This window comes from Myroides albus (genome assembly GCF_024722315.1).
In the GTDB taxonomy this organism is placed as follows: domain Bacteria; phylum Bacteroidota; class Bacteroidia; order Flavobacteriales; family Flavobacteriaceae; genus Flavobacterium; species Flavobacterium album_A.
The window spans coordinates 2,647,893-2,671,203 of sequence record NZ_CP102754.1 but is presented as its reverse complement, the minus strand read 5'-3'; the positions used below and the strand labels follow the sequence as shown (position 1 = coordinate 2,671,203).

20 protein-coding genes and 1 tRNA gene are annotated in these 23,311 nt (G+C 34.6%); 14 read left to right on the top strand and 7 right to left on the bottom strand.

The genetic code is table 11. From position 1 onward, the window contains the following. Positions 1-50: 50 nt before the first annotated feature. Entirely contained in the window at positions 51-566 is a 516-nt protein-coding gene (locus NWE55_RS12160; RefSeq protein WP_155091180.1) for a DUF2892 domain-containing protein, read from the bottom strand. A gap of 382 nt (positions 567-948) precedes the next feature. Then, positions 949-1,608: an HAD family hydrolase gene (locus NWE55_RS12155; RefSeq protein ID WP_155091179.1), complete on the bottom strand. Its 660-nt coding sequence runs from the start codon at positions 1,606-1,608 to the stop codon at positions 949-951. 91 nt (positions 1,609-1,699) lie between these two features. Between NWE55_RS12155 and NWE55_RS12150 the strand changes: the two genes are divergently transcribed. The 11 genes from NWE55_RS12150 to NWE55_RS12100 all read left to right on the top strand — a co-directional run bounded on the left by NWE55_RS12150 (position 1,700) and on the right by NWE55_RS12100 (position 14,597). Beyond that, the gene (locus tag NWE55_RS12150; protein ID WP_160339207.1) at positions 1,700-2,245 is read left to right on the top strand and encodes an RNA polymerase sigma factor; all 546 of its coding nucleotides are present in this window, start codon (positions 1,700-1,702) and stop codon (positions 2,243-2,245) included. Between the two features lie 43 nt (positions 2,246-2,288). After that, a complete protein-coding gene (locus tag NWE55_RS12145; RefSeq protein WP_155091177.1) occupies positions 2,289-2,696 on the top strand; it encodes a hypothetical protein in 408 nt (135 codons plus the stop codon). A 3-nt stretch (positions 2,697-2,699) separates the two neighbouring features. Beyond that, positions 2,700-3,131: a hypothetical protein gene (locus NWE55_RS12140; protein WP_155091176.1), complete on the top strand. Its 432-nt coding sequence runs from the start codon at positions 2,700-2,702 to the stop codon at positions 3,129-3,131. A gap of 85 nt (positions 3,132-3,216) precedes the next feature. Continuing rightward, complete coding sequence (locus NWE55_RS12135) at positions 3,217-4,434, top strand: RsmB/NOP family class I SAM-dependent RNA methyltransferase (protein WP_258204094.1); 1,218 nt, start codon at positions 3,217-3,219, stop codon at positions 4,432-4,434. Positions 4,435-4,509: 75 nt separating this feature from the next. Next, positions 4,510-6,072, top strand: a complete 1,563-nt coding sequence (locus tag NWE55_RS12130) for an endonuclease I family protein (protein ID WP_258204093.1) — start codon at positions 4,510-4,512, stop codon at positions 6,070-6,072. Positions 6,073-6,198: 126 nt separating this feature from the next. Further along, the gene (locus NWE55_RS12125) at positions 6,199-7,734 is read left to right on the top strand and encodes an endonuclease I family protein (RefSeq protein ID WP_258204092.1); all 1,536 of its coding nucleotides are present in this window, start codon (positions 6,199-6,201) and stop codon (positions 7,732-7,734) included. 140 nt (positions 7,735-7,874) lie between these two features. Beyond that, entirely contained in the window at positions 7,875-9,425 is a 1,551-nt protein-coding gene (locus tag NWE55_RS12120) for an endonuclease I family protein (protein ID WP_258204091.1), read from the top strand. Positions 9,426-10,351: 926 nt separating this feature from the next. Further along, positions 10,352-11,266 (top strand): endonuclease I family protein, encoded by a 915-nt coding sequence (locus tag NWE55_RS17080; RefSeq protein WP_444850890.1) that lies wholly within the window; start codon positions 10,352-10,354, stop codon positions 11,264-11,266. A gap of 95 nt (positions 11,267-11,361) precedes the next feature. Continuing rightward, the gene (locus NWE55_RS12110) at positions 11,362-12,357 is read left to right on the top strand and encodes an endonuclease I family protein (protein WP_155093275.1); all 996 of its coding nucleotides are present in this window, start codon (positions 11,362-11,364) and stop codon (positions 12,355-12,357) included. 105 nt (positions 12,358-12,462) lie between these two features. Then, positions 12,463-13,395, top strand: a complete 933-nt coding sequence (locus NWE55_RS12105; protein WP_155093274.1) for an endonuclease I family protein — start codon at positions 12,463-12,465, stop codon at positions 13,393-13,395. Between the two features lie 182 nt (positions 13,396-13,577). Beyond that, the gene (locus NWE55_RS12100) at positions 13,578-14,597 is read left to right on the top strand and encodes an endonuclease I family protein (protein WP_155093273.1); all 1,020 of its coding nucleotides are present in this window, start codon (positions 13,578-13,580) and stop codon (positions 14,595-14,597) included. Between the two features lie 64 nt (positions 14,598-14,661). Here the strand turns inward: NWE55_RS12100 and NWE55_RS12095 are convergent, their stop codons facing one another. Beyond that, on the bottom strand, positions 14,662-15,333 hold the full coding sequence (locus tag NWE55_RS12095) for a sterol desaturase family protein (protein ID WP_155093272.1): 672 nt from the start codon (positions 15,331-15,333) through the stop codon (positions 14,662-14,664). 39 nt (positions 15,334-15,372) lie between these two features. Beyond that, complete coding sequence (locus NWE55_RS12090) at positions 15,373-16,380, bottom strand: 3-oxoacyl-ACP synthase III family protein (RefSeq protein WP_155093271.1); 1,008 nt, start codon at positions 16,378-16,380, stop codon at positions 15,373-15,375. 141 nt (positions 16,381-16,521) lie between these two features. On the opposite strand from NWE55_RS12090, the gene NWE55_RS12085 reads away from it, so the two are divergent. Further along, positions 16,522-18,942, top strand: coding sequence for a S9 family peptidase (locus tag NWE55_RS12085; RefSeq protein WP_155093270.1), 2,421 nt, complete (start codon positions 16,522-16,524; stop codon positions 18,940-18,942). A 94-nt stretch (positions 18,943-19,036) separates the two neighbouring features. Here NWE55_RS12085 and NWE55_RS12080 read toward each other — a convergent pair whose 3' ends face one another. From NWE55_RS12080 to trxB, 3 genes are all read right to left on the bottom strand, one after another. Continuing rightward, entirely contained in the window at positions 19,037-19,999 is a 963-nt protein-coding gene (locus NWE55_RS12080) for an ABC transporter ATP-binding protein (protein ID WP_155092703.1), read from the bottom strand. A gap of 149 nt (positions 20,000-20,148) precedes the next feature. Then, positions 20,149-20,625 (bottom strand): lipocalin family protein, encoded by a 477-nt coding sequence (locus NWE55_RS12075; RefSeq protein WP_258204090.1) that lies wholly within the window; start codon positions 20,623-20,625, stop codon positions 20,149-20,151. 195 nt (positions 20,626-20,820) lie between these two features. Further along, positions 20,821-21,762, bottom strand: a complete 942-nt coding sequence (gene trxB / locus NWE55_RS12070) for a thioredoxin-disulfide reductase (protein WP_155092705.1) — start codon at positions 21,760-21,762, stop codon at positions 20,821-20,823. A 169-nt stretch (positions 21,763-21,931) separates the two neighbouring features. Between trxB and NWE55_RS12065 the strand changes: the two genes are divergently transcribed. Both NWE55_RS12065 and NWE55_RS12060 read left to right on the top strand, forming a co-directional pair. Beyond that, a tRNA-Pro gene (locus NWE55_RS12065) sits at positions 21,932-22,006 on the top strand. A gap of 299 nt (positions 22,007-22,305) precedes the next feature. After that, complete coding sequence (locus NWE55_RS12060; RefSeq protein WP_258204089.1) at positions 22,306-23,112, top strand: site-specific integrase; 807 nt, start codon at positions 22,306-22,308, stop codon at positions 23,110-23,112. Positions 23,113-23,311 lie beyond the last annotated feature (199 nt).

Below are 23,311 nucleotides of genomic sequence, written 5' to 3'. Positions count from 1 at the left end.
AAAACCTCTCAATAAATTGAGAGGTTTTTTTATATTGTAAACAAACGAGATTAGAATCTCTTCATTTGTTCTTTCATCATTTTTACTTGTTCTTTTAGCATTCCTTGTTTGTCAAGTTTTTGCGCTTCACTTAAAAGCTTAGTCGCCTCAATTTTTCTGCGCTTAGTCATAGCAATTCCAGCTAATTGTAACTTAGCCATGGCCAAATCTTGATCCATATTCAATCCCAATTCGATTGCTTTCTTCATGTATTTTTCAGAAGCGTTCAAGTTAGTTTGAGATGTCATAATTCCCATTAGGTAATTATAGTATCCATTCTGCTTGCGCACTAAAGCTGTTTCAGGGTTTTTAATCTTATCCAACCATTTTTGAGCACCTTCAAAATCTTGTTTTCTCAGCTTTAAAAAAGCCAAAAGAATATACTCGTTTTTGAAGTACAATAGGATTACTAACCCCATTAAAAACAATAGAAAAATCCCATTCCCTATATTCCCTTCTACGAATTGCCAAATTGCTGTTGCAAAAAGTGCAGCTGCAATACCTAATTTAATATACCTGTGAAACATTTATATATTTTGTGTTTATAATCAAAGAACGCAAATTTACAAAATTCCCCCTACTTAAAAAACAAATCACTTTTATTTCTAAGCTCAACTTGTTATTTAAATCTTTATGTTCCTTATAACTTCAATCAAACATAACATAGATACACTTGAATTAACTCTACAATGAATCTATTATAACTTAACATTGACAACATAAAAACAATCAGAAACCTGTATTAACTTTAAATGTAAGTCACTCAAAGATTAAAAGATTATAATCCTCTCCCAGCTAAACGCACCTTTGATCCTATCCTTTGATACAATAGCTATATAGTTACTTAATGATAGCTTGCCAATCCATCTGTTCAAAAATAAAAAGTGCTAATTGCAAAATGATACAAGCTTACTTTAGTCCAATGATATACTGAGCATCTATCTCACGAAAATCCCTTACGATATAATCAGCTCCCGTATAATCTTGTTGTTTCGAATTTTCACTTTTATATCCGATAACGCGAATACCAGCAGCATTTGCTGCTTTTATACCATTTGTACTATCCTCTATAATAAGACAATCTTGCTTATCACTGTTTTTGGCTAATGAAGCTGCAGTCAAAAAAATAGTGGGATCTGGCTTTGATTTAGGAAAGTCTTCTCCACTAACTATATGGGTAAAAAAAGGATATAATCCAAAACGAGTAAAGACTCTATCAATGGTACTTTTAGATGCTGAAGAACCTACAATTAACTCAACTCCTGCTTGATATAGACCTTCAATCAAAGGGCGAACTCCAGCAATCAAATCTAAATCTGCTTTCGTGTCGAAAGAATCATTAAACAAATTTCGCTTGCGCAAGACTAAATCCTTAACCTCACCTTGAACACCATACAATTCTTTAATGCGCTCATAGGTATTTTTAGTAGAATGTCCCGTAAAAGAGTTGTAAACATGTTCACTCACTTCTATCCCCAATTCATCAAAATGTCTGTGATAAGCGTATCTGTGTACAGGTTCTGTATCCACAATAACACCATCCATATCAAAAATCACTGTCTTTACCATGTTTTTTTTAGCAAAAATAAGAATACTATTAGTATAATCTCAGAGAGTTTACCTAATTTTACTTTTAGCGCAATCTTAAATTAGAATCACCTTGGATCTTGACGAACAAACTTTAATAGAGCGGTTAAAAAATCCTTCTACAAAAAACGAAGCTTTTCGCGAGGTGGTTCATTTGTACAAGGAAAGATTGTATCATCAGATACGCTCACTTGTATTCAACCATGATGACACTGATGATATACTTCAAGAGACTTTCATCAAAATTTTCAATAATATAGATTCCTTCAAACAAGATAGCAAGTTATTCTCTTGGTTGTACAGAATAGCTACAAATCAGGCATTAGACTTTCTCAAGTCTAAAAGTAGAATGCAACGCGTCTCTACTGAAGAACTCAATGACCTCATCATAGACCAGTTATACGCAGATGAATTATTCAATGGAGATGAAGCTGAGATTCTCTTGCAAAAAGCTATTAACACACTGCCTGAAAAACAACAATTAGTATTTAAAATGAGGTATTATCAAGAGATTGACTATGACTCTCTATCTGAAATATTACAGACAAGTGTCGGTGCACTAAAGGCGTCATACCACATCGCATCGAAGAAAATAGAAGAATATTTAAAAGACAATTAAACCCAAGACGCTTTTTTTCGTCTAATATGGAAAGGTTAAAAACATGGAAAGAAAAACTTCTTTTAATAATAAAAAGCTTTTTAAAACGCCAGATAACTACTTCGAATCTTTTGAAGGTAGATTGATGCAAAATATTGAACAAAAAAACAATAGCGTTTCTAAACCCCAAAAGAGAATCAAACGCTATTATTACAGTTCAATAGCAGCCACTATTGCTTTAGTCATAGGTTTGACATTTTTCTATACTTCTGAAAAACAAGAAACACTCAAAGACGAAGCAATAAGCAACTACATTGAATACAACACAACACTCACCCTATCAAGTGACTTCATCAATTCATTTGATGAACAAGACATCCAAGAATTAGAGCAATCCATTGAACTCAATCAAAAAGAGATTAATGATTACGTCTTGACAAACATTGATATTGAGTATTATTTAAATGATTAATTTATGAAAAAACACATAACCCTATTCTTTCTATTTATCTGCATGCTTTCAATCAAAGCACAAGATCACGGAGAACAAATTCGCTCATTAAAAATAGCTCACCTAACTTCAGTTTTAAATTTAAGCACAACTGAAGCTGAAAAATTTTGGCCTTTGTACAATACTTATGACCATAAAATGTCAGAATTGAGACACAATGAAATAGTCAAATTCTTAAAACACAATGAAATTTCAGAGATTGAAACCATGAGTGAGAAAGAAGCTTCAAAAAAGATACAGGAACTCATTGATTTTGAAGAGGCTTACTTTAGTACGCGAAAAGACTTCTTAACGGAAGCAAAAAAAATATTGTCAAATAAAAAAATCTTATTACTTAAAAAAGCCGAAGATGATTTCAACCGAAAATTACTTCGTAAATACAAGGAAAAGAAATAATATTTAATAACGATAAAATAACATTAGTCATGTTCTAATAGCTCACAAAAGATGTATATTTGTGGGCTATTTTATTTATATATTAATGAGACTACATAGAAACCTTGTATTTACAGTTATTGACTCACTACTTGCAATCTTCAACGAAGGAGAATATGCTGATAAAGTGGTAGCAAGAGCTTTAAAAAAAGACAAACGCTGGGGAAGTGCTGACAGAAAATTCGTTGCAGAAACAATTTACGAAATAGTACGTTGGAAAAGACTATATGCCGAAATAGCTGAAGTAAAAGAGCCATTTAACAGAGATGATATGTGGCGCGTATTTGCTGTATGGGCTGTTCTGAGAGGTTATAATTTACCAGATTGGAAATACTTTGAAAATACTCCGGTTCGAAGAATCAAAGGAAGATTTGACGAGTTAACAAAAACGAGAAAATACAGAGAATCTATCCCTGATTGGATGGATGAATTAGGTATAAAAGAACTGGGTGAAGAATTGTGGACAAAAGAAATTGCGGCACAAAACAAACAAGCTAGTGTGATTCTACGTGTAAATACCCTAAAAACTACACGTGACAAACTTTATGGTATCTTAATGGATTTAGACATTGAGACAATCAAAACTACTGAATATCCAGATGCCTTAGTTTTAAAAGAACGCGCAAATGTTTTCTTAACAGATGCCTTTAAAGAAGGACTTTTTGAAGTTCAAGATGCTTCTTCCCAACTTGTTGCTCCTTTATTAGATGTACAACCTGGAATGAGAGTGGTAGACACTTGTGCAGGTGCAGGTGGAAAAACACTACACATTGCTTCGTTAATGGAAAACAAAGGGCAAATTATTGCTATGGATATCTATGAAAGCAAGCAAAAACAACTTAAAATAAGAGCCAAAAGAAACGGTGCTTTCAATATAGAATACCGCATCATTGAAGGAACTAAAACAATTAAAAAACTACACGACAAAGCTGATCGTGTACTAATTGACGCTCCTTGTAGTGGACTTGGTGTGCTAAAGAGAAACCCAGATAGCAAATGGAAGCTTAAACCAGAGTTTATAGAAGAAATCAAACAAGTTCAACGACAAGTTCTTCAAGATTATTCTAAAATATTAAAACCTGGAGGAAAATTAGTTTACGCTACTTGCTCAATTTTACCTTCAGAAAACGAAAAACAAATAGAACACTTTTTAAATAGCGAGGCTGGTAAAGACTTTACTTTCGTTAAAGACCACAAGATTCTTGCCCACGAATCGGGATTTGACGGTTTTTACATGGCTTTATTAGAAAGAAAGAAACAATAAACTACCTACTAAAACAAACAACATAACTAAAATTTAAACTCACTTATAAAATTTAATTGAAAAACACCCTTAGAAATGAAAAAAGCTTCATTTATTTTAGCTTTAGGGATGGCTATGGCCATTTTTTCTTGTAGCAAAGACCCTATTGTAACGGACCCAACTCGTCCTGATACTGAAGAACCTTCAAAACCAACCGACCCTACAGGGCCTACAGAACCTTCAAAACCGCAACCAGATGGAGATGCAGGTATTGACGTTAACAAACCGGAAACTGTTGCTGACTTTAACAATCCTACAGAGTTTTTAAAGTCTTTGAACAAATTCAAATTAGCCACTTACGCTAAAGTTGTTACTGGTCAAGGAAAAGATGGCGGAAATGCCTTACAAATAAACGGTACTCCTCAGGCAAACGGTTATGTTTTCACTACCGAAAACCAAACTGTGGCTGCTAACGCAAAAAGTATCACTTTCTATATTAAGGGAACAGCTGACAAATCACTGTCTTTTAATGTATACACTAACGCAGGATATGAAGTATTCAACTTGCGTACAGATGAACAAATTGCCAATAAAAAGGATATTACGCTATCTTCTGACTTAGTACTTAAAAAAACTACTAAAAAACAAGAAAGTGATTCAAACATTGGAGTCAATGACTATGTTGGAGTAAAAATAAACGCTAATAATTGGATTAAAATCACACTTGATATCTCTGATGTAGATTACAACAAATCTAAAACAGGTTCAGTATTTGGATTCAAAGTTGGTAGCAAAGCTGCTTATAACCTACTTGTTTCTTCTATTGTGTTTGACGATGCTAAACCTACAACTCCTGTGGATCCGGTAGATCCAGTGGATCCCGTTGATCCGACAGAGCCTGGTGATATAAAAGTTCCTGCTCAACTACAAAGCTATTATAGTACAATAGACTTTAAAACAACTAAAGGAATGGCTTTAAAACAAGCTTTAACTACTTTGGTTAAATCTACCCACAAGAAGACATTAAGCTACGATGGTGTTTGGGGAGCTATCAAAAACACTGATTTAACACCTGATGGAAGGACTGTATACTTATTATACGGTCACAAAGGCACAAATTCTGGTAAACAAGCCTATACAAGAGGTGTAAATGCTAATGGAGGAAATGCCAATCAGTGGAATAGAGAACACACCTATGCTAAATCATTGGGTACACCTAACTTAGGTACTTCTGGACCAGGTGCTGATGCTCACCACTTAAGAGCATCAGATACAGGATGGAATTCAACTCGTGGAAATTTAAAATTTGCTAACGGAAGTGGACTTTCTGGAAAAGTATCAGGAGGATGGTATCCTGGTGATGAATGGAGAGGTGATGTAGCTCGTATGATGATGTATATGTACTTACGTTATGAATCTAGATGTTTACCAACTGGAGTAGCAATTGGTTCTAAAAACAAAGTTGACAGTAAAATGGTTGACCTATTATTAGAATGGAACGCTATTGATCCAGTTTCGGAAATAGAAACACAAAGAAATGAGTACCTTGGAAATGCAAGTAATCAATATGGACAAGGAAATAGAAATCCTTTTATTGATAATCCATACTTAGCTACTTTAATTTGGGGAGGACCAACAGCTAATAACCTTTGGAAATAAAATAAACAATAGCAAGCTTTAATTAAAGCTTGCTATTGTTGTTTATATAATATCCTATTGTAAACACTACTTATATATCAATAGGACAAAACACTTCACTGATTTAATTGAAAAACACCCTTTGAAATGAAAAAAGCTTCATTTTTTTTAGCTTTAGGGATGGCTATGGCCATTTTTTCTTGTAGCAAAGACCCTATTGTAACGGACCCAACTCGTCCTGATACTGAAGAACCTTCAAAACCAACTGACCCTACAGGGCCTACAGAACCTTCAAAACCGCAACCAGATGGAGATGCAGGTATTGACATTAACAAACCGGAAACTGTTGCTGACTTTAACAATCCTACAGAGTTTTTAAAGTCTTTGAACAAATTCAAATTAGCCACTTACGCTAAAGTTGTTACTGGTCAAGGAAAAGATGGCGGAAATGCCTTACAAATAAACGGTACTCCTCAGGCAAACGGTTATGTTTTCACTACCGAAAACCAAACTGTGGCTGCTAACGCAAAAAGTATTACTTTCTACATTAAAGGAACAGCTGACAAATCACTGTCTTTTAATGTATACACTAACGCAGGATATGAAGTATTCAACTTGCGTACAGATGAACAAATTGCCAGTAAAACGGATATTACGCTATCTTCTGACTTAATACTTAAAAAAACTAATAAAAAACAAGAAAGTGATTCAAACATTGGAGTTAATGACTATGTTGGAGTAAAAATAAACGCTAATAATTGGATTAAAATCACACTTGATATCTCTGATGTAGATTACAACAAATCTAAAACAGGTTCAGTATTTGGATTCAAAGTTGGTAGCAAAGCTGCTTATAACCTACTTGTTTCTTCTATTGTGTTTGACGATGCTAAACCTACAACTCCTGTGGATCCGGTAGATCCAGATCCAGTTGATCCAGGAACTGGTCAATCAGGAGATTTTAAAAACATACCTGCTGATCAAAAAGCATATTACGCTAATATTGATTTCAAGAAAACTGGAATGGAGCTAAAAGTTGCTTTAGCTAAACTAATTCAGAAAAAAAATGATATATCATATACAGCTAATAAGCATGCTATTGCAATTACCGATCGATCTCCAGATGGAAAATTGTATATGATTTACGGAGAAAAAGGTACAACAAGTGGTAATCACACTTATACTTCAAACTCTGGATGGAATAGAGAACATGTATTTGCACAATCGCAAGGAAACCCTGTTTTGGGAAGATCCAAAGGACCAGGTGTAGACGCCCATCATTTAAGACCTTCGATTATTAAACACAATAGTGATCGTGGAAACTTACACTTTATTGAAGGATCTGGTAAAGCAAGAAAACTTGGAGGTGGATGGTATCCAGGCGATGAGTGGAGAGGAGATGTTGCTCGCATGATGATGTACATGTACCTTGTATATAATCAACAGTGTGATGCTAATTTAATCGCAATAAGCTCACCAGTTTCGACAGATAAAGGAATGGTTGAATTGTTTTTAAAATGGAACGCAGAAGATCCTGTAGCTGACTTAGAGATACAGAGAAATGATTTTCATGGAAATCCTAAAAATGCTAATTCACAAGGAAATAGAAACCCTTTTATCGATAACCCATACTTAGCAACACAAATCTGGGGTGGCCCAGTGGCTGAAAACAGATGGAAATAAAATAAACAAGAGCAAGCTTCAATAAAAGCTTGCTCTTTAACTTTGATTTCTTCATACAATTAAGTAACTTTATGTGAATTTCTAAACATAGAAATACACTTCACTTAAAATATTTAATTGTATACTAAAATTTATTAGTAATGAAGAAAATTTCAATCTTTTTAGTATTAGGGATGGCTTTGGCTATATTTTCTTGTACCAAAGACCCTATTGTGACGGATCCTACTGATATAGAGAATCCCGAAACTACGAATCCGGAAAAACCAAATCCAGATCCAACTGACCCCGACCCCAACACACCTATTGAAGTTAAACCTGGAAAAACAGTAGTTTTCCCTGGAGCAGATTTCGAAGTTTGGGATACATTCTTAGGTACACTTCAAGATTATCAAGGAACCAAAATAAAACCATATGCTACTCAAGCCATTGGTACAGGTTGGGACAATAAAAATGGATTAAGTTTAAAGGGTACACCTTCAGCAAACGACTATGTATTTACAGTTGAAAACGTAAAAAAAGTAGTCAAAAATGCAACGAAATTATCTTTACTTGTAAAAGGTACTTCAGCAAAATCGTTAACCTTGTTGGTTTTCAAACCAGATGGTAAATCCTACTATGCTTATAATGTAGGTGATATGTCTGATAGCAAAAATATTACTGCAGATACAAAACCACAGACATCCGATCCAAATAGTACTACACCAAGCTATACAGGAATTATAGATACAAAAGGAAAATGGGTTAAAGTTGTTTTAGACCTTAAAACTGGTGTGACTGGATATAATACTACTGGAACTGGTAAAACCTTTGCTATTAAAGTTGGTAAAGATGCTGCTTATGACTTGGTAATCGATGAGATTAGATACGAAGACGGAACTGAAAGTGATGCTGGTGGAGATGGTGAGCCAGGTACAGATCCTGTCGATCCAGGAGACTATAAAATTCCTGCTGATCAAAAAGCATATTACTCAAGTATTAATTTTAAAGATACAAAAGGAATGGCTTTGTATAGTGCTTTAGCTGATTTAGTTAAAAAAACACATCACCAAACATTAGGATATACTAACAAACTTTGGGAAGCTATGAGTATAACAGATTTAGTACCAAACACTAATGAAGTTTATTTAATATATGGTCATCCTGGGGTAAAAAATGGGGTTCAAGCTTTTTCAAGAAACAAAGCTAATCACGGAGGTAATAAAGGACAATGGAATAGAGAACATACCTATGCCAGAGCATTAGGAACACCTAATTTAAAGGGAAATGAAAAAGCTAATTCAGATGTTCACCATTTAAGACCAGCTGATGTAGAATGGAACGGAAAAAGAGATAATGAAAAATTTGCTAAAGGTTCAGGTCTCTCTGGGCCAGTAAGTGGAGGATGGTACCCTGGAGATGAATGGAAAGGTGATGTAGCACGTATGATGATGTATATGTATCTTAATTATGATAATCAATGTTTACCAACTGGTGTTGCCATAGGCCCTACAAACAAAGTAGATCCTAAAATGGTAGATATGTTGCTGGATTGGAATGCAGAGGACAAAGTATCTGATATGGAGAAAAAAAGAAATGAGTACCACGGTGGAAACCATCAATACTCACAAGGTAACCGTAATCCTTTTATCGACAACCCTTACTTAGCTACACAAATCTGGGGTGGAAAACCGGCAGAGAATCTTTGGAAATAAAACTTAGTTAAATATAGTATAAAAGAGCTTCTTTAAAGAGGCTCTTTTTTTTATACCACTAAATAACCCTAACTTTATAAAATCAAATATTTTTGACAGAATTTGAACAACAAACAAACACAAAACTGAAACACTTTTATTAATTGAAAACACTTTTATTAATTGAAAACACTTTTACAATGAAAAAAAAGTCACTTTTACTAGTCTTAGGACTATCGTTATTAACACTCTCGTGTACGAAAGATCCTATTGTCACTGATCCTACTGATCAAGATTGGACAGAAAAGCCAGCTGATCCAGATGAGGATAATGGTCAAGGAGGTAATGAAGAAACAACAGACTCTGATGGTCAAGGAGTAGATGGAGTTAATGTTAACCAACCAGACATTGTAGCAAACTTCAATGATTGGGAAACTTTTGTTAAAACCACTAATACTTATGGAGTAAACTCTATCGCTAAAGCAGCACCTGGACAAGGAAGAGATGGTAAAAATGCAATGCATATCAAAGGGCAATATCCCGACAAAAATGATTACGTATTTACTATCGAGAATCAAAGTGTTTCCACTACTGCTAAAACGATTATAGTATACATTAAAGGAAAAGCAGCTAAATCACTTTCTTTTAACCTATACAGAGCAGATGGTACTTATGATGTTTATAACCTGCGCACAGATGCACAGATTGAATCTAAGCAAGATGTAGTTATCTCTCAAAACACAGTATTGGAAAAAACTACTCGCATGAGTTCTTATAATCCAAAAAACGGAAATAACGACTATACGAAAACGACTGTTGAAACAGCTAATCAATGGGTTAAATTAACGCTAAACCTTGAAGGCGCAGATTACAATAAATCAGGTAATGGCCCTCTATTCTCAATCAAAATAGGAAACAAAGCTGACTATGATTTATTCTTAGACTCGATTACTTTTGATGATGCGGAAGTACCTGGAAACGGTGGAGAGACTGGTCCTACTAACCCTGGTGAATATACTATTCCTGCAGAATATGCAGCGTATTATGCTGGTATAGATTTTACAAAAAATGGAATGGAGTTAAAGGCTCAATTGGCAAGTCTTGTAACAAGAACACATAAACCTCAGAGTTATACTCCTGGAATATGGGAAGCTTCAAAATATACTGATCAAGATCCAGAAAACAGTGATAATGTAATACTTATTTATGGTTGGACAAACAATGAAAAAGACATTGTAAAAAGAAGAACAATGCCAAAAAGTCAACAAAGTTCTGGAGGTAGTGGAAGAGATAAAGTATGGGAGAGAGAACACGTATTTGCTAAATCACTTGCTGTAGATAAGTCTAAAGAACAAGTCGCTCTTCATGCAGAAGGAAGAAATGGTACAATACCAACGGCTATAGAAGGAATAGCAGGACACGATGCACATAACCTAAGACCAATTAATGGATCATGGAATGGATCAAGAGGTAATAAAGAGTTTGTAAATGGTTCAGGAAATTCAGGTCCTAAAGGAAACTATTGGTATCCAGGTGACGAATGGAAAGGAGATGTAGCTCGTATGATGATGTATATGCACATCCGCTATGAAAATGAAAATGGAGGTGGATATACCAAAGCTACTAAAGTAGGAAAACCTATCGATACTAAAAACGGAACGACTGCAGATGAAATGATTGATTTATTCTTAAAGTGGAATGCTGAAGATCCTGTATCTCCTTTAGAAAAAAGAAGAAATGAATATCATGGTGGGAATCATCAATATTCACAAGGAAATCGCAACCCGTTTATCGACAACCCTTATTTAGCTAATCAAATTTGGGGAATGGAAAACAAATACAAAGCAGCAAATCTGTGGTAGTAAAATATAAAACACTAAAGAGGCTCTATTTTTAAGAGCCTCTTTTTTATTTAATAACTTTTCAGTACTTTTCAATAACCACTATATAAAAGAAAATGAATAATAAATTACTAACGCTTGTGGCAATTTGCCTTTTGACAATCTCGTGTGCAAAAACTCAGAAAGATAAACAAGCTCATCTGTCACAGGACAATAATCAATCGCAAAATACTACTGCTTTAAATATTCCAACTTACAAAATCCCAAAACAACAAGCTGACTATTACAAAGAAGTGGATTTTACCAAAACAGGTCCTGCCCTACTATCACAACTCGCCTATTTACTTGAAAAAACACATAACCCCATTAGTTATACCCCTGGTATAAGACAAGCTCTCCAAACAACAGATCAAGATCCTGAGAACAAAGATAACGTCGTGTTGCTTTATGGTTGGCCTAAAGGTGAAAGCAACGCATTGGAACACCAAAGAAGTATCAATAAGAGATACTTTAGTAAAGGAGAGCAGGAAGATAGCGAAAGAAAAAAAGTTTGGGAAAGGGAGCATGTATTTGCGAAATCAAGAGCCAAAAGCAATACACTTAAATTAAAAGGTTTAATAGCCGACGCAAAAGGCAGTATTCCACACGCAGCGCATACTAGACAACTGGCAGGACAAGATGTACATCATATCACAGCCATTAATGGTTATTGGAATAATCATAGAAATAACAGCTTATTTGTAAATGGAGAAGGCAATTCACATAAAATAGCTAACTACTGGTATCCTGGAGATGAATGGAAAGGAGACGTTGCTCGCATGATGATGTATATGCATCTCAGATACCATAAGAGCGACAATTACACCAGTGCAGATAAAATTGGACTGCCAATAGATGCAAAGCAAACAACAAAAGACGGAATGATTGATTTGTTTCTCAAGTGGAATGCAGAAGACCCTGTCTCTGCGATTGAAGTAAATAGAAATAAATATCATGGTAACTTAAACAATAAATACGCTCAAGGAAATCGCAACCCATTTATCGATAATCCCTATTTAGCAAATCAAATTTGGGGAATGCCACAATACACAGCAGACAACTTATGGAAGTAAGAATAGTTTAGTTTAAAAAAAGATATACTGATCGAAATTTAATCATGTAATACTGTTTTTTAGTATAGTTTTTGATTTACTCATATAAATCAAAAACTATATAAAATGAAAAACAAATTAACCATTTTCTTAATTGCATGCTGTACCTTGGGGTTAAGTTATTCCTGTAGTAAAGACCCAATTGTAACTACCCCCTCTCCTGGTAAACCAATACCTATTCAACCGAATCCTGGAGGGGAGAATAACGGTGGAGGAACTCCCTATAAATACAATATACCTTCCGATCTTAAACCATACTATGCTGATATCGATTTTACCAAAACAGGAAAAGAATTAAAAACGCAACTAAGCAATAAAGTAACAAGTACGCATAAAAAGACAATTACCTATAAACAAGTTTGGACTGCAGTCAAACAATCAGACTTTGTTCCCAATGCAAATCCAGAACAAGTATATCTAATTTATGGACACAAAGAAATTGGACTCTCACCTGAAAAACAAGCTTATACAAGAGAAATGAGTAAGCAAGCTTCAGGAGGCCCAAGTGTAGATACATGGAATAGAGAACATGTATTCACACAACATGCAGGAGGATTTAACACAAAACAGCCTGGAGCTGGAACAGATGCACACAATATTCGAGCTGCAGATACGGATTGGAACTCTGCTCGAGCTAATCGAAAATTTGCGGAAGGAAAAGGCAATTCTACGCCAATAGGACAAGATAGCTGGTATCCTGGCGACCTATGGAAAGGCAGTGTTGCACGTATGATGATGTACATGTACGTTAGATATGGCGAACAATGTGCACCTACTAAAATAGGACAAGGTAAAACGACTTCTTTTGATAATATGATTGATCTATTTCTCAAATGGAATGCACAAGTAAAAGTATCTGAAAGCGAAAAAAGAAGAAATGACTACTTGAGTAATGTCAACAATGAAGCTGGGCAAGGAAATCGCAATCCTTTCATAGATAACCCTTATTTAGCAACTCACATCTGGGGAGGCCCTAAGGCAGATAATCACTGGAAGTAACAAATTTATCTTTTAAAATCTATAATTCATGGCTATATAGTATTCTATATGGCCTTTCTTTTTTAGATTAATAGTATAAAAAACATTTATCAGTTATTGACATAATAATTGTTTGTACCTTTGTTGTCCTTTAATACAAAAGCTTTGAAAAGTTAAACTACAAAGTTTTAAATTTTTGACAGATGAAAAAGTTTTTTATACTACCTCTAATGGTATTTATGAGCCTTACTTATAGCTGCTCATCAAGTGATGATTCTATCACTGAAGATACTGGAACTGAAAATAATGGTGGAGGAACAAAGCCAAAGCCTTCAGTTGTAATGAAAGATAAGGCAAATTATCGCCCTATTGATGAAGCTCAACAACAATATTATAAAGGCATTGACTTTACACTACGTGGTGAAAAGCTCAAAGAAGCCTTGCATGCTTTATTAGTAAAAACTCATAAACAACTCATGTATACTCCAGATTTATGGGATGCCTGTATTGCAACAGATATTAATCTTGACGACCCAAATGGTCAAACATTACTTGCTATGTATGGTTGGCCTAAAAACCAAGAAAAGGAAAACAAACACAAGCGAACGATAGATAAATTTGCAAAAAACAACAATCCTAAAGAAATAAATATTAATAGAGATAAAAAATGGGAAAGAGAACATGTATTTGCAAAATCTAAGGCAGATCCAAAACTTGTTACCTCAAGAGGCGACAAAGGATACTCTGAACAGGGTTTAATTGCAGGTGTAGATGCCCATAATCTAAGAGCTATTAATGGTCAATGGAATGAAGATAGAGGTAATACAATATTTGGAGAAGGAAGTGGTAATGCAGGTATGAGTAACGGCTTTTGGTACCCAGGTGATGAGTGGAAAGGAGATGTTGCCCGTATGATGATGTATATGTATGTTAGATATGGAGCACAATGTAATCCAAGAAAAATAGCAGCAGGAAATGAAGTAGCTACTCCTGATTATGGAGGAACAGGAATGATGCGTATATTTTTAAAGTGGAATGCGGAAGTTCCTGTCTCACCAAATGAAAAACTAAGAAACAAAGTTCATGGTGAACAAAACAAAAGATACTCACAAGGAAATCGCAACCCATTTATTGACAACCCTTATTTAGCTAATCTAATCTGGTGGGGAGGGCAAGATCAAGAAGAACTTGTTGCAGATAATATTTGGGAAAGAATTGAATAAATAGAACTTTTCTTCACATTTAACTATATAAGATGAGCTGTACAGATTTTGTACAGCTCATTTTTTATTTTCTCTTTTTTTCAAACATCAATTCCTTAACCTTCTCTTTATCCTCTTTTTCTTTTTTCAAGTCAAACATAGTACCAAATACTCGATCCCAAAAGGTATTACTAACGCCAAAGCCCAAATCTTCATCTTTGTAGTGATGCAGATGGTGATTTCGCCAAAGTGGCTTCATAAACTTAAAAGGCGGTGCGAAAGCGTGGATAGCATAGTGCATTGAAGCATAAAGTAGATAACCTAACATAAAACCAGGAAAAAAACCAAACACATACTTTCTTAAGACAAAATAAAAGACACAAAATATCACAGCCGCCAATAGTATACTGGGTACTGGTGGCATAAATAACCGCTGCCTATCTCTCGGATAATGATGGTGATTGCCATGCATGATGTAAGCAAACCTTTGTAAGCTTTTCTTTTCACTAATGAGATGAAAGATAAATCGGTGTGCTAAGTATTCAAAAAAAGTCCAAAATACCATTCCTCCTAAGAAAAGAAGAACGAGATTTTGGACCGTCAATTGATAATCTCGATAACCGAGATAAATAATATAAGATAACAAAGGAATATACATCCCCCAAATAATAGCAGGATGACCCTTTGTCAACATTTCTAAATAAGGATTCTTAAATAATTTAGCTTGGCCTTTGTTGTGTATTTTTTCAAATTCCATGGTATATTAACTTAATCGTCTTAAGCTAATATAATAATTTTACCAACGTATCACAACACTTCCCCAAGTGAACCCACTTCCGAAAGCAGCCAGAACAACTAAATCTCCCTCTTTAATTTTACCTTGCTCCCATGCTTCAGTTAATGCAATTGGCACAGATGCAGCCGTTGTATTCCCATATTTCATGATATTGTTGAATACTTTTTCATCAGGTAAACCAAACTTATTTTGAATAAATTGAGAAATACGCAAATTAGCTTGGTGAGGAATCAACATATCAATATCTTCAACTTTTAAGTTATTTGCTTCTAACCCTTCATTGATAACTTCACTAAAGCGAACAACAGCGTTTTTGAAGACAAACTGTCCATTCATATAAGGCGTATAACTAATATCATCTGGATCGTTATCTTGTAGGATCTCAGTAACCCATCTACCTCCCATACCTGGAGCTAATAAGGCTAACTCTTCTGCATGTTCACCTTGAGAGTGAATATGAGTAGATAACAATCCTTTTGTATCATCTTCACTGCGCGTTAAAACAGCTGCTCCTGCCCCATCTCCAAAAATCACAGAAACTGCTCTACCACGAGTAGTCATATCTAATCCAGATGAATGCACTTCCGAACCAACCACTAAGACGTTTTTATACATCCCCGTTTTAATGTATTGGTCAGCAATCGATAAAGCATATATAAAACCAGAACACTGTGCTCTAATATCTAAAGCAGCAACGTTGTTTAATCCTAATTCTCTTTGTAACAACACTCCTGGACCAGGAAAGTAATAATCAGGACTCAAGGTTGCAAAAACAACGAAATCAATGTCCTGTGCCTCTACTTTAGCTCTTTCCATAGCAATGCGAGCCGCTTTCACTCCCATTCCCGAGGTAGTATCTTCTTCTAATAACTTATGTCTTCTTTCGTGAATACCAGTTCTCTCAACAATCCATTCATGATTGGTATCCATTATTTTTGAAAGATCATCATTTGTTACAACATTATCTGGAACGTAATAACCTAATCCACTTATTTTTGATCTATACATTTTGATAAGCTTTTTATTTTAAAACAGCAAAAATAAGCTTTTTAACAACTAAAAAGTATTAAATTATCTACAAATAGCTATTCTAAGCTTTTATTTAATTTTATTTGATATATATTAGCGACCTAACCTTAACTTATACCCATGAAATTAGTAAAAACATCGTTATTATCACTATTTTTGATAACATCTATGTATGCACAAGAAAACATTACTTATCAAAAACCCTCTCAAGAAATTTTAGAGCTTGCAGATTTTGAACGAGCTCCAAGTATCTCTATTGACTACAACAAAGAGTATATGTTACTTACTTACCGCAGTACTTACAAAACGCTAATGGACTTAAATGTCAATGAAATGAGATTAGCTGGACTGCGTATTGATGTAAATACAAATATCTCAAGTACGGTTACATACATTGAAAACTTAAAAGTTAGAAAAGTAAAAGATACAAAAGAAGTTCAAGTAAAAGGCCTACCTACAAATCCGCGTATAACTAATCTTTCTTGGTCACCTGATCAGAGTAAAATTGCATTTACACATACTACGGAAAAAGGAGTTGAATTATGGGTTGTGGATATCAAAACAGCTCAAGCAACTAAACTTACTGAAGATAACCTTAATGCTAATTTAGGAAGTCCAATCACTTGGTACAAAGACAGTAAAAACATTCTTGTTAATGTTATCCCGTCTAACAGACCAGCATTAATTGATACAAAAAACACTATACCTGCAGGCCCAATTGTCTCTGTGAGTGAAGGAGTAGTATCTCAAAATAGAACCTACCAAGATTTGCTAAAAAATAAAACAGATGAAGCTAACTTTGAAACTTTAGTTACTTCTGAATTATACAAAGTAAATCTAAATGGAGAGAAAACTTTACTAAAGAAAGGGGATTTATACGTATCTCAATCTTTCTCACCTGATGGTGAATACTTAATGTTGACTACATTAGAAAAGCCTTTTTCTTATTTAGTAGCATTAAACCGATTCCCTATGAAAACAATTGTTTATGACAAAGAAGGAAATCAGGTAAAGACTGTAAACGAAATACCTTTAAGCGAAATTATGCCTAAAGGATTTATGGCTACCAGAGAAGGCAAGCGAAATATGGGATGGAGAGCTGATAAAGCTGCTGAACTATATTTTGTAGAAGCACTTGATGGAGGGGATCCAGCAAAAGAAGTTGAATATAGAGACGAAGTCTTTACTTGGGCTGCTCCTTTTGACAAAACTCCTGAATCAATTGTTAAGTTATCACAGCGTTATGGCGGTATAGCTTGGGGTGATGATAATTTAGCTTTAGTTTCTGATCAATGGTATGACACGCGTAATACAAGAACGTTTATTATCAATCCTTCAAAATTCAATGAAAACCCAGTAAAGATTGAAGATAGAAATTCTCAAGATGTTTACAGCGATCCAGGAGAGTTTCAAACAAAGCGAAATGAGTATGGTCGCTATGTTTTAAATATCGAAAACAACAAAATGTACTTGATCGGAGATGGATACACGGCGAAAGGTCAATTCCCTTTTATCGATGAATTTGATACAAAAACACTAAAGACAAAAAGATTATACCAATCTAATTATACAGACAAAAAAGAGACGATTCAATCTATTGAGGATGTGAAAAAAGGAACTGTATTGGTATCTATTCAATCTCCTACAGAATATCCAAATTACTACTTTAGAAACATCAAGAAAAAGAACGACCTAAAGGCAATCACAACATTCAAGAATCCTTTTGAAAGCTTAGATGGAGTTTACAAAGAAGTAATTACTTACAAAAGAGAAGATGGTTTAGAATTATCTGGTACTTTATATTTACCAAAGGGCTATGATCGCAAGTCAAAATCTGAAAAATTACCATTGTTAATTTGGGCTTACCCAAGAGAATACAAGGATAAAAACAGTGCAGGACAGGTAACAAATAACCCTAACGAATTTACTTTCCCTTCATACGGATCGTTTGTTTATTGGGTAACCAAAGGTTATGCTGTATTAGATAAAGCTGCATTCCCAATTGTTGGAGAAGGAGAAGAAGAACCTAATGACACTTATGTTAAACAATTAGTTGCAAATGGTAAGGCTGCTATTGATGCAGTTGACGCTTTGGGATTCATTGATCGTTCACGAGTGGGTGTAGGTGGACATTCGTATGGTGCTTTTATGACTGCAAACTTATTGACACACTCCGATTTATTTGCTGTAGGTATTGCGCGCAGTGGTGCATACAACCGTACTCTTACTCCTTTTGGATTCCAAACAGAACAAAGAAACTATTGGGAAGTACCACAAGTGTACAATACGATGTCTCCTTTTATGAATGCAGACAAAATGAAAACGCCTATGTTATTGGTTCACGGAGAAGCAGACAATAACCCAGGTACATTTACATTGCAAACTGAGCGTTATTTCCAAGCGTTAAAAGGCTTAGGAGCTCCAGTAAGAATGGTTATTCTACCAAAAGAAAGTCATGGTTATGTTGCTAAAGAAAACATCTTACACCTTCTTTGGGAACAAGATCAATTCTTAGAGAAACACCTTAAAAATAAAAAGTAAGACCAAATACTATATAAAGTAAAAAAGCTCAGCATAATGCTGAGCTTTTTTTATATTCTAAACATAAATTTCTTTAAAAAAGAAAGTATTGTCCTTACTCGTATTTCTTTAATGCTAATTTAATAGGAGTTTCTTTCTCAATCATCACAGGATGGTCAAAGTAGATTACCTGATTACCTTTAAATAAGCATTTTACCAAATATCCATCTCCCTTAAAAAAACACTCCTTTACCACAACATCTAACTGACCTCTTAAATTTGAACGCATTAATTGATGCGGATAAATATACAAAGCCTCATCATTTAACTTACTACCTGTAAAGTCTGAAATCATTAATTCATTAACTTCTCCAAACAAAGAAGCGACATATCTGTTAATCGGGTATTCGTAAACTTCTCTGGTTTGCCCCATATCGACAACCTGTCCCTGTTGCAACACAATTGTCTGATCAGCAAAACCAAGAGTATCCAAGCTATCATGTGTAGCTACAATACAGGTAATCCCCTTTTCTTTTAAGTAGTTAAACAACTCACGTCTTAAAACACTCCTTCTTGAATAATCTATATGACTAAACGGTTCATCCAACAATAATAACTCCGGCTCTGACGCTAACACCCTTGCTATAGCTACTCGCTGTTGTTGACCTCCACTAAGGTGCTTAACTTTAACATCAGAGAAAGCCTCTAAATCGACTACCTTTAACAACTCCTTAATTCGATTTTGTTTGCTATCTAAATTAAAGTTTGATAAGTACTTTCCAATATTCTCAGCCACCGAAGTATGAGGCATTAAATCAAAATCTTGTGCTAAATAACGCATATTGTCCATTCCTGGAACTAAATTATACGCAGGTCCTAACACTTGAGTATCTCCACAGTAAATATCTCCTGCCTCTAAGTCGTATAATCCGTATATTAACTTCAACAATGTACTCTTTCCGCATCCACTTTCTCCTATTAAGGCAACATTACTGCCCTTTTCGACTGTAAAACTGATGTTCTTTATAATAGGATTTCCCTCTGTATAACTATATGATATATTATTTACTACTAACATTTTTACCGTTTAATAGCTACAAATATAGCAATAACCCAATAGGGAAATAGTCTTTTAACTAAGTTAACACCAACAAAAAAAGCAAAGTTCTTGAAACCAAGAGCCTTGCTTTTAAACTTTTTCTATTCTATTTTATCAAAAATGAAAATCTACTTCTTAAGCAATTCAACTGAAAGGATATAAGAATTCTCACCTTCATGCTGAATTTGCTGTGTTAATTTAATCTTTCCTTCCTCTATAACTTCCAAAGTATAATAATCTACATCGTTAAAATAACTATTGTTACTTAATTTATCCACTCTGATCTGATACTTATTATCTTCTAAATTTTTCCAAGTTCCAGTAAATTCACCTTCTCTTACAGCACAGTCATCCTCAACGATATGTTCTTTCAGAGTTCCATCTTCATTAAAAGTAATAGTTGCTTGTTTTTCACAGTCATTTAAAAGCAAAGCATAGTCATTTAGATATAATTCATTTATGTTCCAAATTCCAATCATGATATCTTTTTGCTCTGGTTCCGGTTCCGGTTCAGGATCTGTAACTCCTGGAGTTTCTGTATTAGGATCTGGAATAGAATAAGGAGTACTGTCGTCACTACTACACGACAAGCTTAGCGTGCTCACCAATAAGACAAGCAGTAATTGTTTAATTAATTTCATAAGATTTTGTTTTATAGTTAGTTTATCACTTGTAGATTACAAACATAACAAATCGAACCAAATGTTAATTAATTTTAACACAATTAATTACTAACAAAAACAAAAAAAAGCGCAAAGACTATGTAGTCCTTACGCTCTAACAACAAATATTAATTTATATTACTTACTCGCTAAATAACGTTCAGCATCTAAGGCAGCAATACAACCTGAGCCAGCAGCAGTAATAGCTTGTCTATAATCTTTATCTTGTACATCTCCACAAGCAAACACACCTTCGATATTTGTCTTACTTGTTTTACCTTTCGTAATTAGATAACCTGTCTCATCCATATCTAACTCACCTTTAAAGATGTCAGTATTTGGTTTGTGTCCAATAGCGACAAAGAATCCAGTTGCAGCAATTTCTTTCTCCTCACCTTTAGTTTTATCTAATACTTTCACACCACTCACTACGTTCCCATCTCCTAATACTTCAACAGTCTCTGTATTCAAAAGAACCTCAATATTTTCTGTATTGCGAACGCGATCTTCCATAATACGCGATGCTCTAAACTTCTCACTGCGAACAAGCATAGTTACCTTCTTACACATTTTTGAAAGGTAATGTGCCTCTTCACATGCTGAATCTCCTGCTCCAACAATTACTACCTCTTGATTTCTATAGAAAAAACCATCACATACAGCACAAGCGGAAACTCCTCCTCCTTGAGCCAAATAGTGTTGCTCTGAAGGCAATCCCAAATATTTAGCAGTAGCACCTGTAGAAATAATAACAGTATCTGCGTGTATTTCAAGTGTTTCGTTTATCCAAACTTTCTTAACATCACCTGTCAACTCCGCTTTTGTTACCCATCCATCGCGGATATCAGCACCAAAGCGCTCAGCTTGCCCTTGAAACTGCATCATCATCTCTGGTCCTGTGATTCCATCAGGGTAACCTGGAAAATTCTCTACCTCGTTAGTTGTAGTTAACTGACCTCCTGGTTGCATTCCTTGATACAATACTGGATTCATATTCGCTCGTGCAGCATAAATAGCAGCTGTATAACCAGCTGGACCAGAACCAATAATCAAACACTTTACTCTTTCTATATCAGACATATTCAATGATTTTAATTGTTTTAAACAAAAATACCTTTTTTATTATCTTTTCAAAACTACAAATCAAAGAAAAGACTGATAGCAAAATAATTTTTATTTATTGATTTATTTTCTTGCATGTAAAAAAAAATATTTTACCTTTGCACTAGCAATGACATAATAAGTCAAGCGGGGTGTAGCGTAGCCCGGTCATCGCGCCTGGTTTGGGACCAGGAGGTCGCAGGTTCGAATCCTGCCACCCCGACTTTTTCGGCATCAAAATGTGCCTAAATCCGTAAGTATCAATTACTTACGGATTTTTTTATTTTTAAATATATCATAATAATCCATTGTAAATCAATCTAAATGTGAGCTATTAGGTGAGCTATTTTTAAAAGGTAAATTAGCTCACCGAATCGAGTTTAACTAATTGTATTTCAATAAATTAAATACAATTTATTTTAGTTTAATTCAGTGCTTTTTGGTCTTGTTTGGGTACTATTCAGGTGAGTAGTTTTTTAAAACCATATCAAAACAGTTCGGTTAACATTAAAATAGATTGATATGAAAACAAAAAACACATTTGGAATACACTTCATTATACGTGTTTCTAATTCAAACAAAACAGTCCCATCCCTTATATACGCTAGGGTTACAGTAAACGGACAACGAACAGAAATTTCTTTAAAACTAAAAATATCCCCTACTTCTTGGGATAGTATTAAAGGAAAAGCAAAAGGAAAAAGTGAGGACATGGTTCGAATCAACGCACATATTGAGCGAGTACGTTCCCTCATTACAGATGCCTATCATCAATTAGTTCAACAAAAAAGAGTTGTCTCTATAGGAGCAGTTAAAAATATCTTTCTCGGACATGATGATACTGAATCATCACTTTTAAAGCTTATAGACTATCACAGAGAGATTGCTACAAGTAAATTAGCTTATGGTACGCTAAAGAACTACTTTTCTACGGAAAAGTACCTTAAAAGCTATTTGCGTAAAGTACACAATCGAACTGACATCTATTTAAGTGAGATTAACTACAAATTTATCTTCGACTTTGAAAACTTCTTGAGAAACTGCAAACCTATTCACAAGCATCAACCATTAAATAACAATGGTATTATGAAACACATTGAAAGGTTTAAAAAGTTAATCAACTTAGCTATTACAATGGAATGGATGGAGAAAGATCCCTTTACCAAATATAAACTTCAATTTGAGAAGACAGAAAGAGGGCATCTAACTAAATCAGAACTTGAAATCCTTATAAACAAGAATTTCGCTATTGAACGATTACAATCCGTTCTTGATATGTTTTTGTTTAGTTGTTATACTGGTTTAGCCTATATGGGTATTCCGGTCTAAACTGAACAGGTAATTCCGGTCTAAACTGAACAGGTGATTCCGGTCTAAACTGAACAGGTGATTCCGGTCTAAACTGAACAGGTAATTCCGGTTTAAACTGAACAGGTAATTCCGGTCTAAACTGAACAGGTGATTCCGGTCTAAACTGAACAGGTGATTCCGGTGCAAACTGAACAGATGATTCCGGTGCAAACTGAAC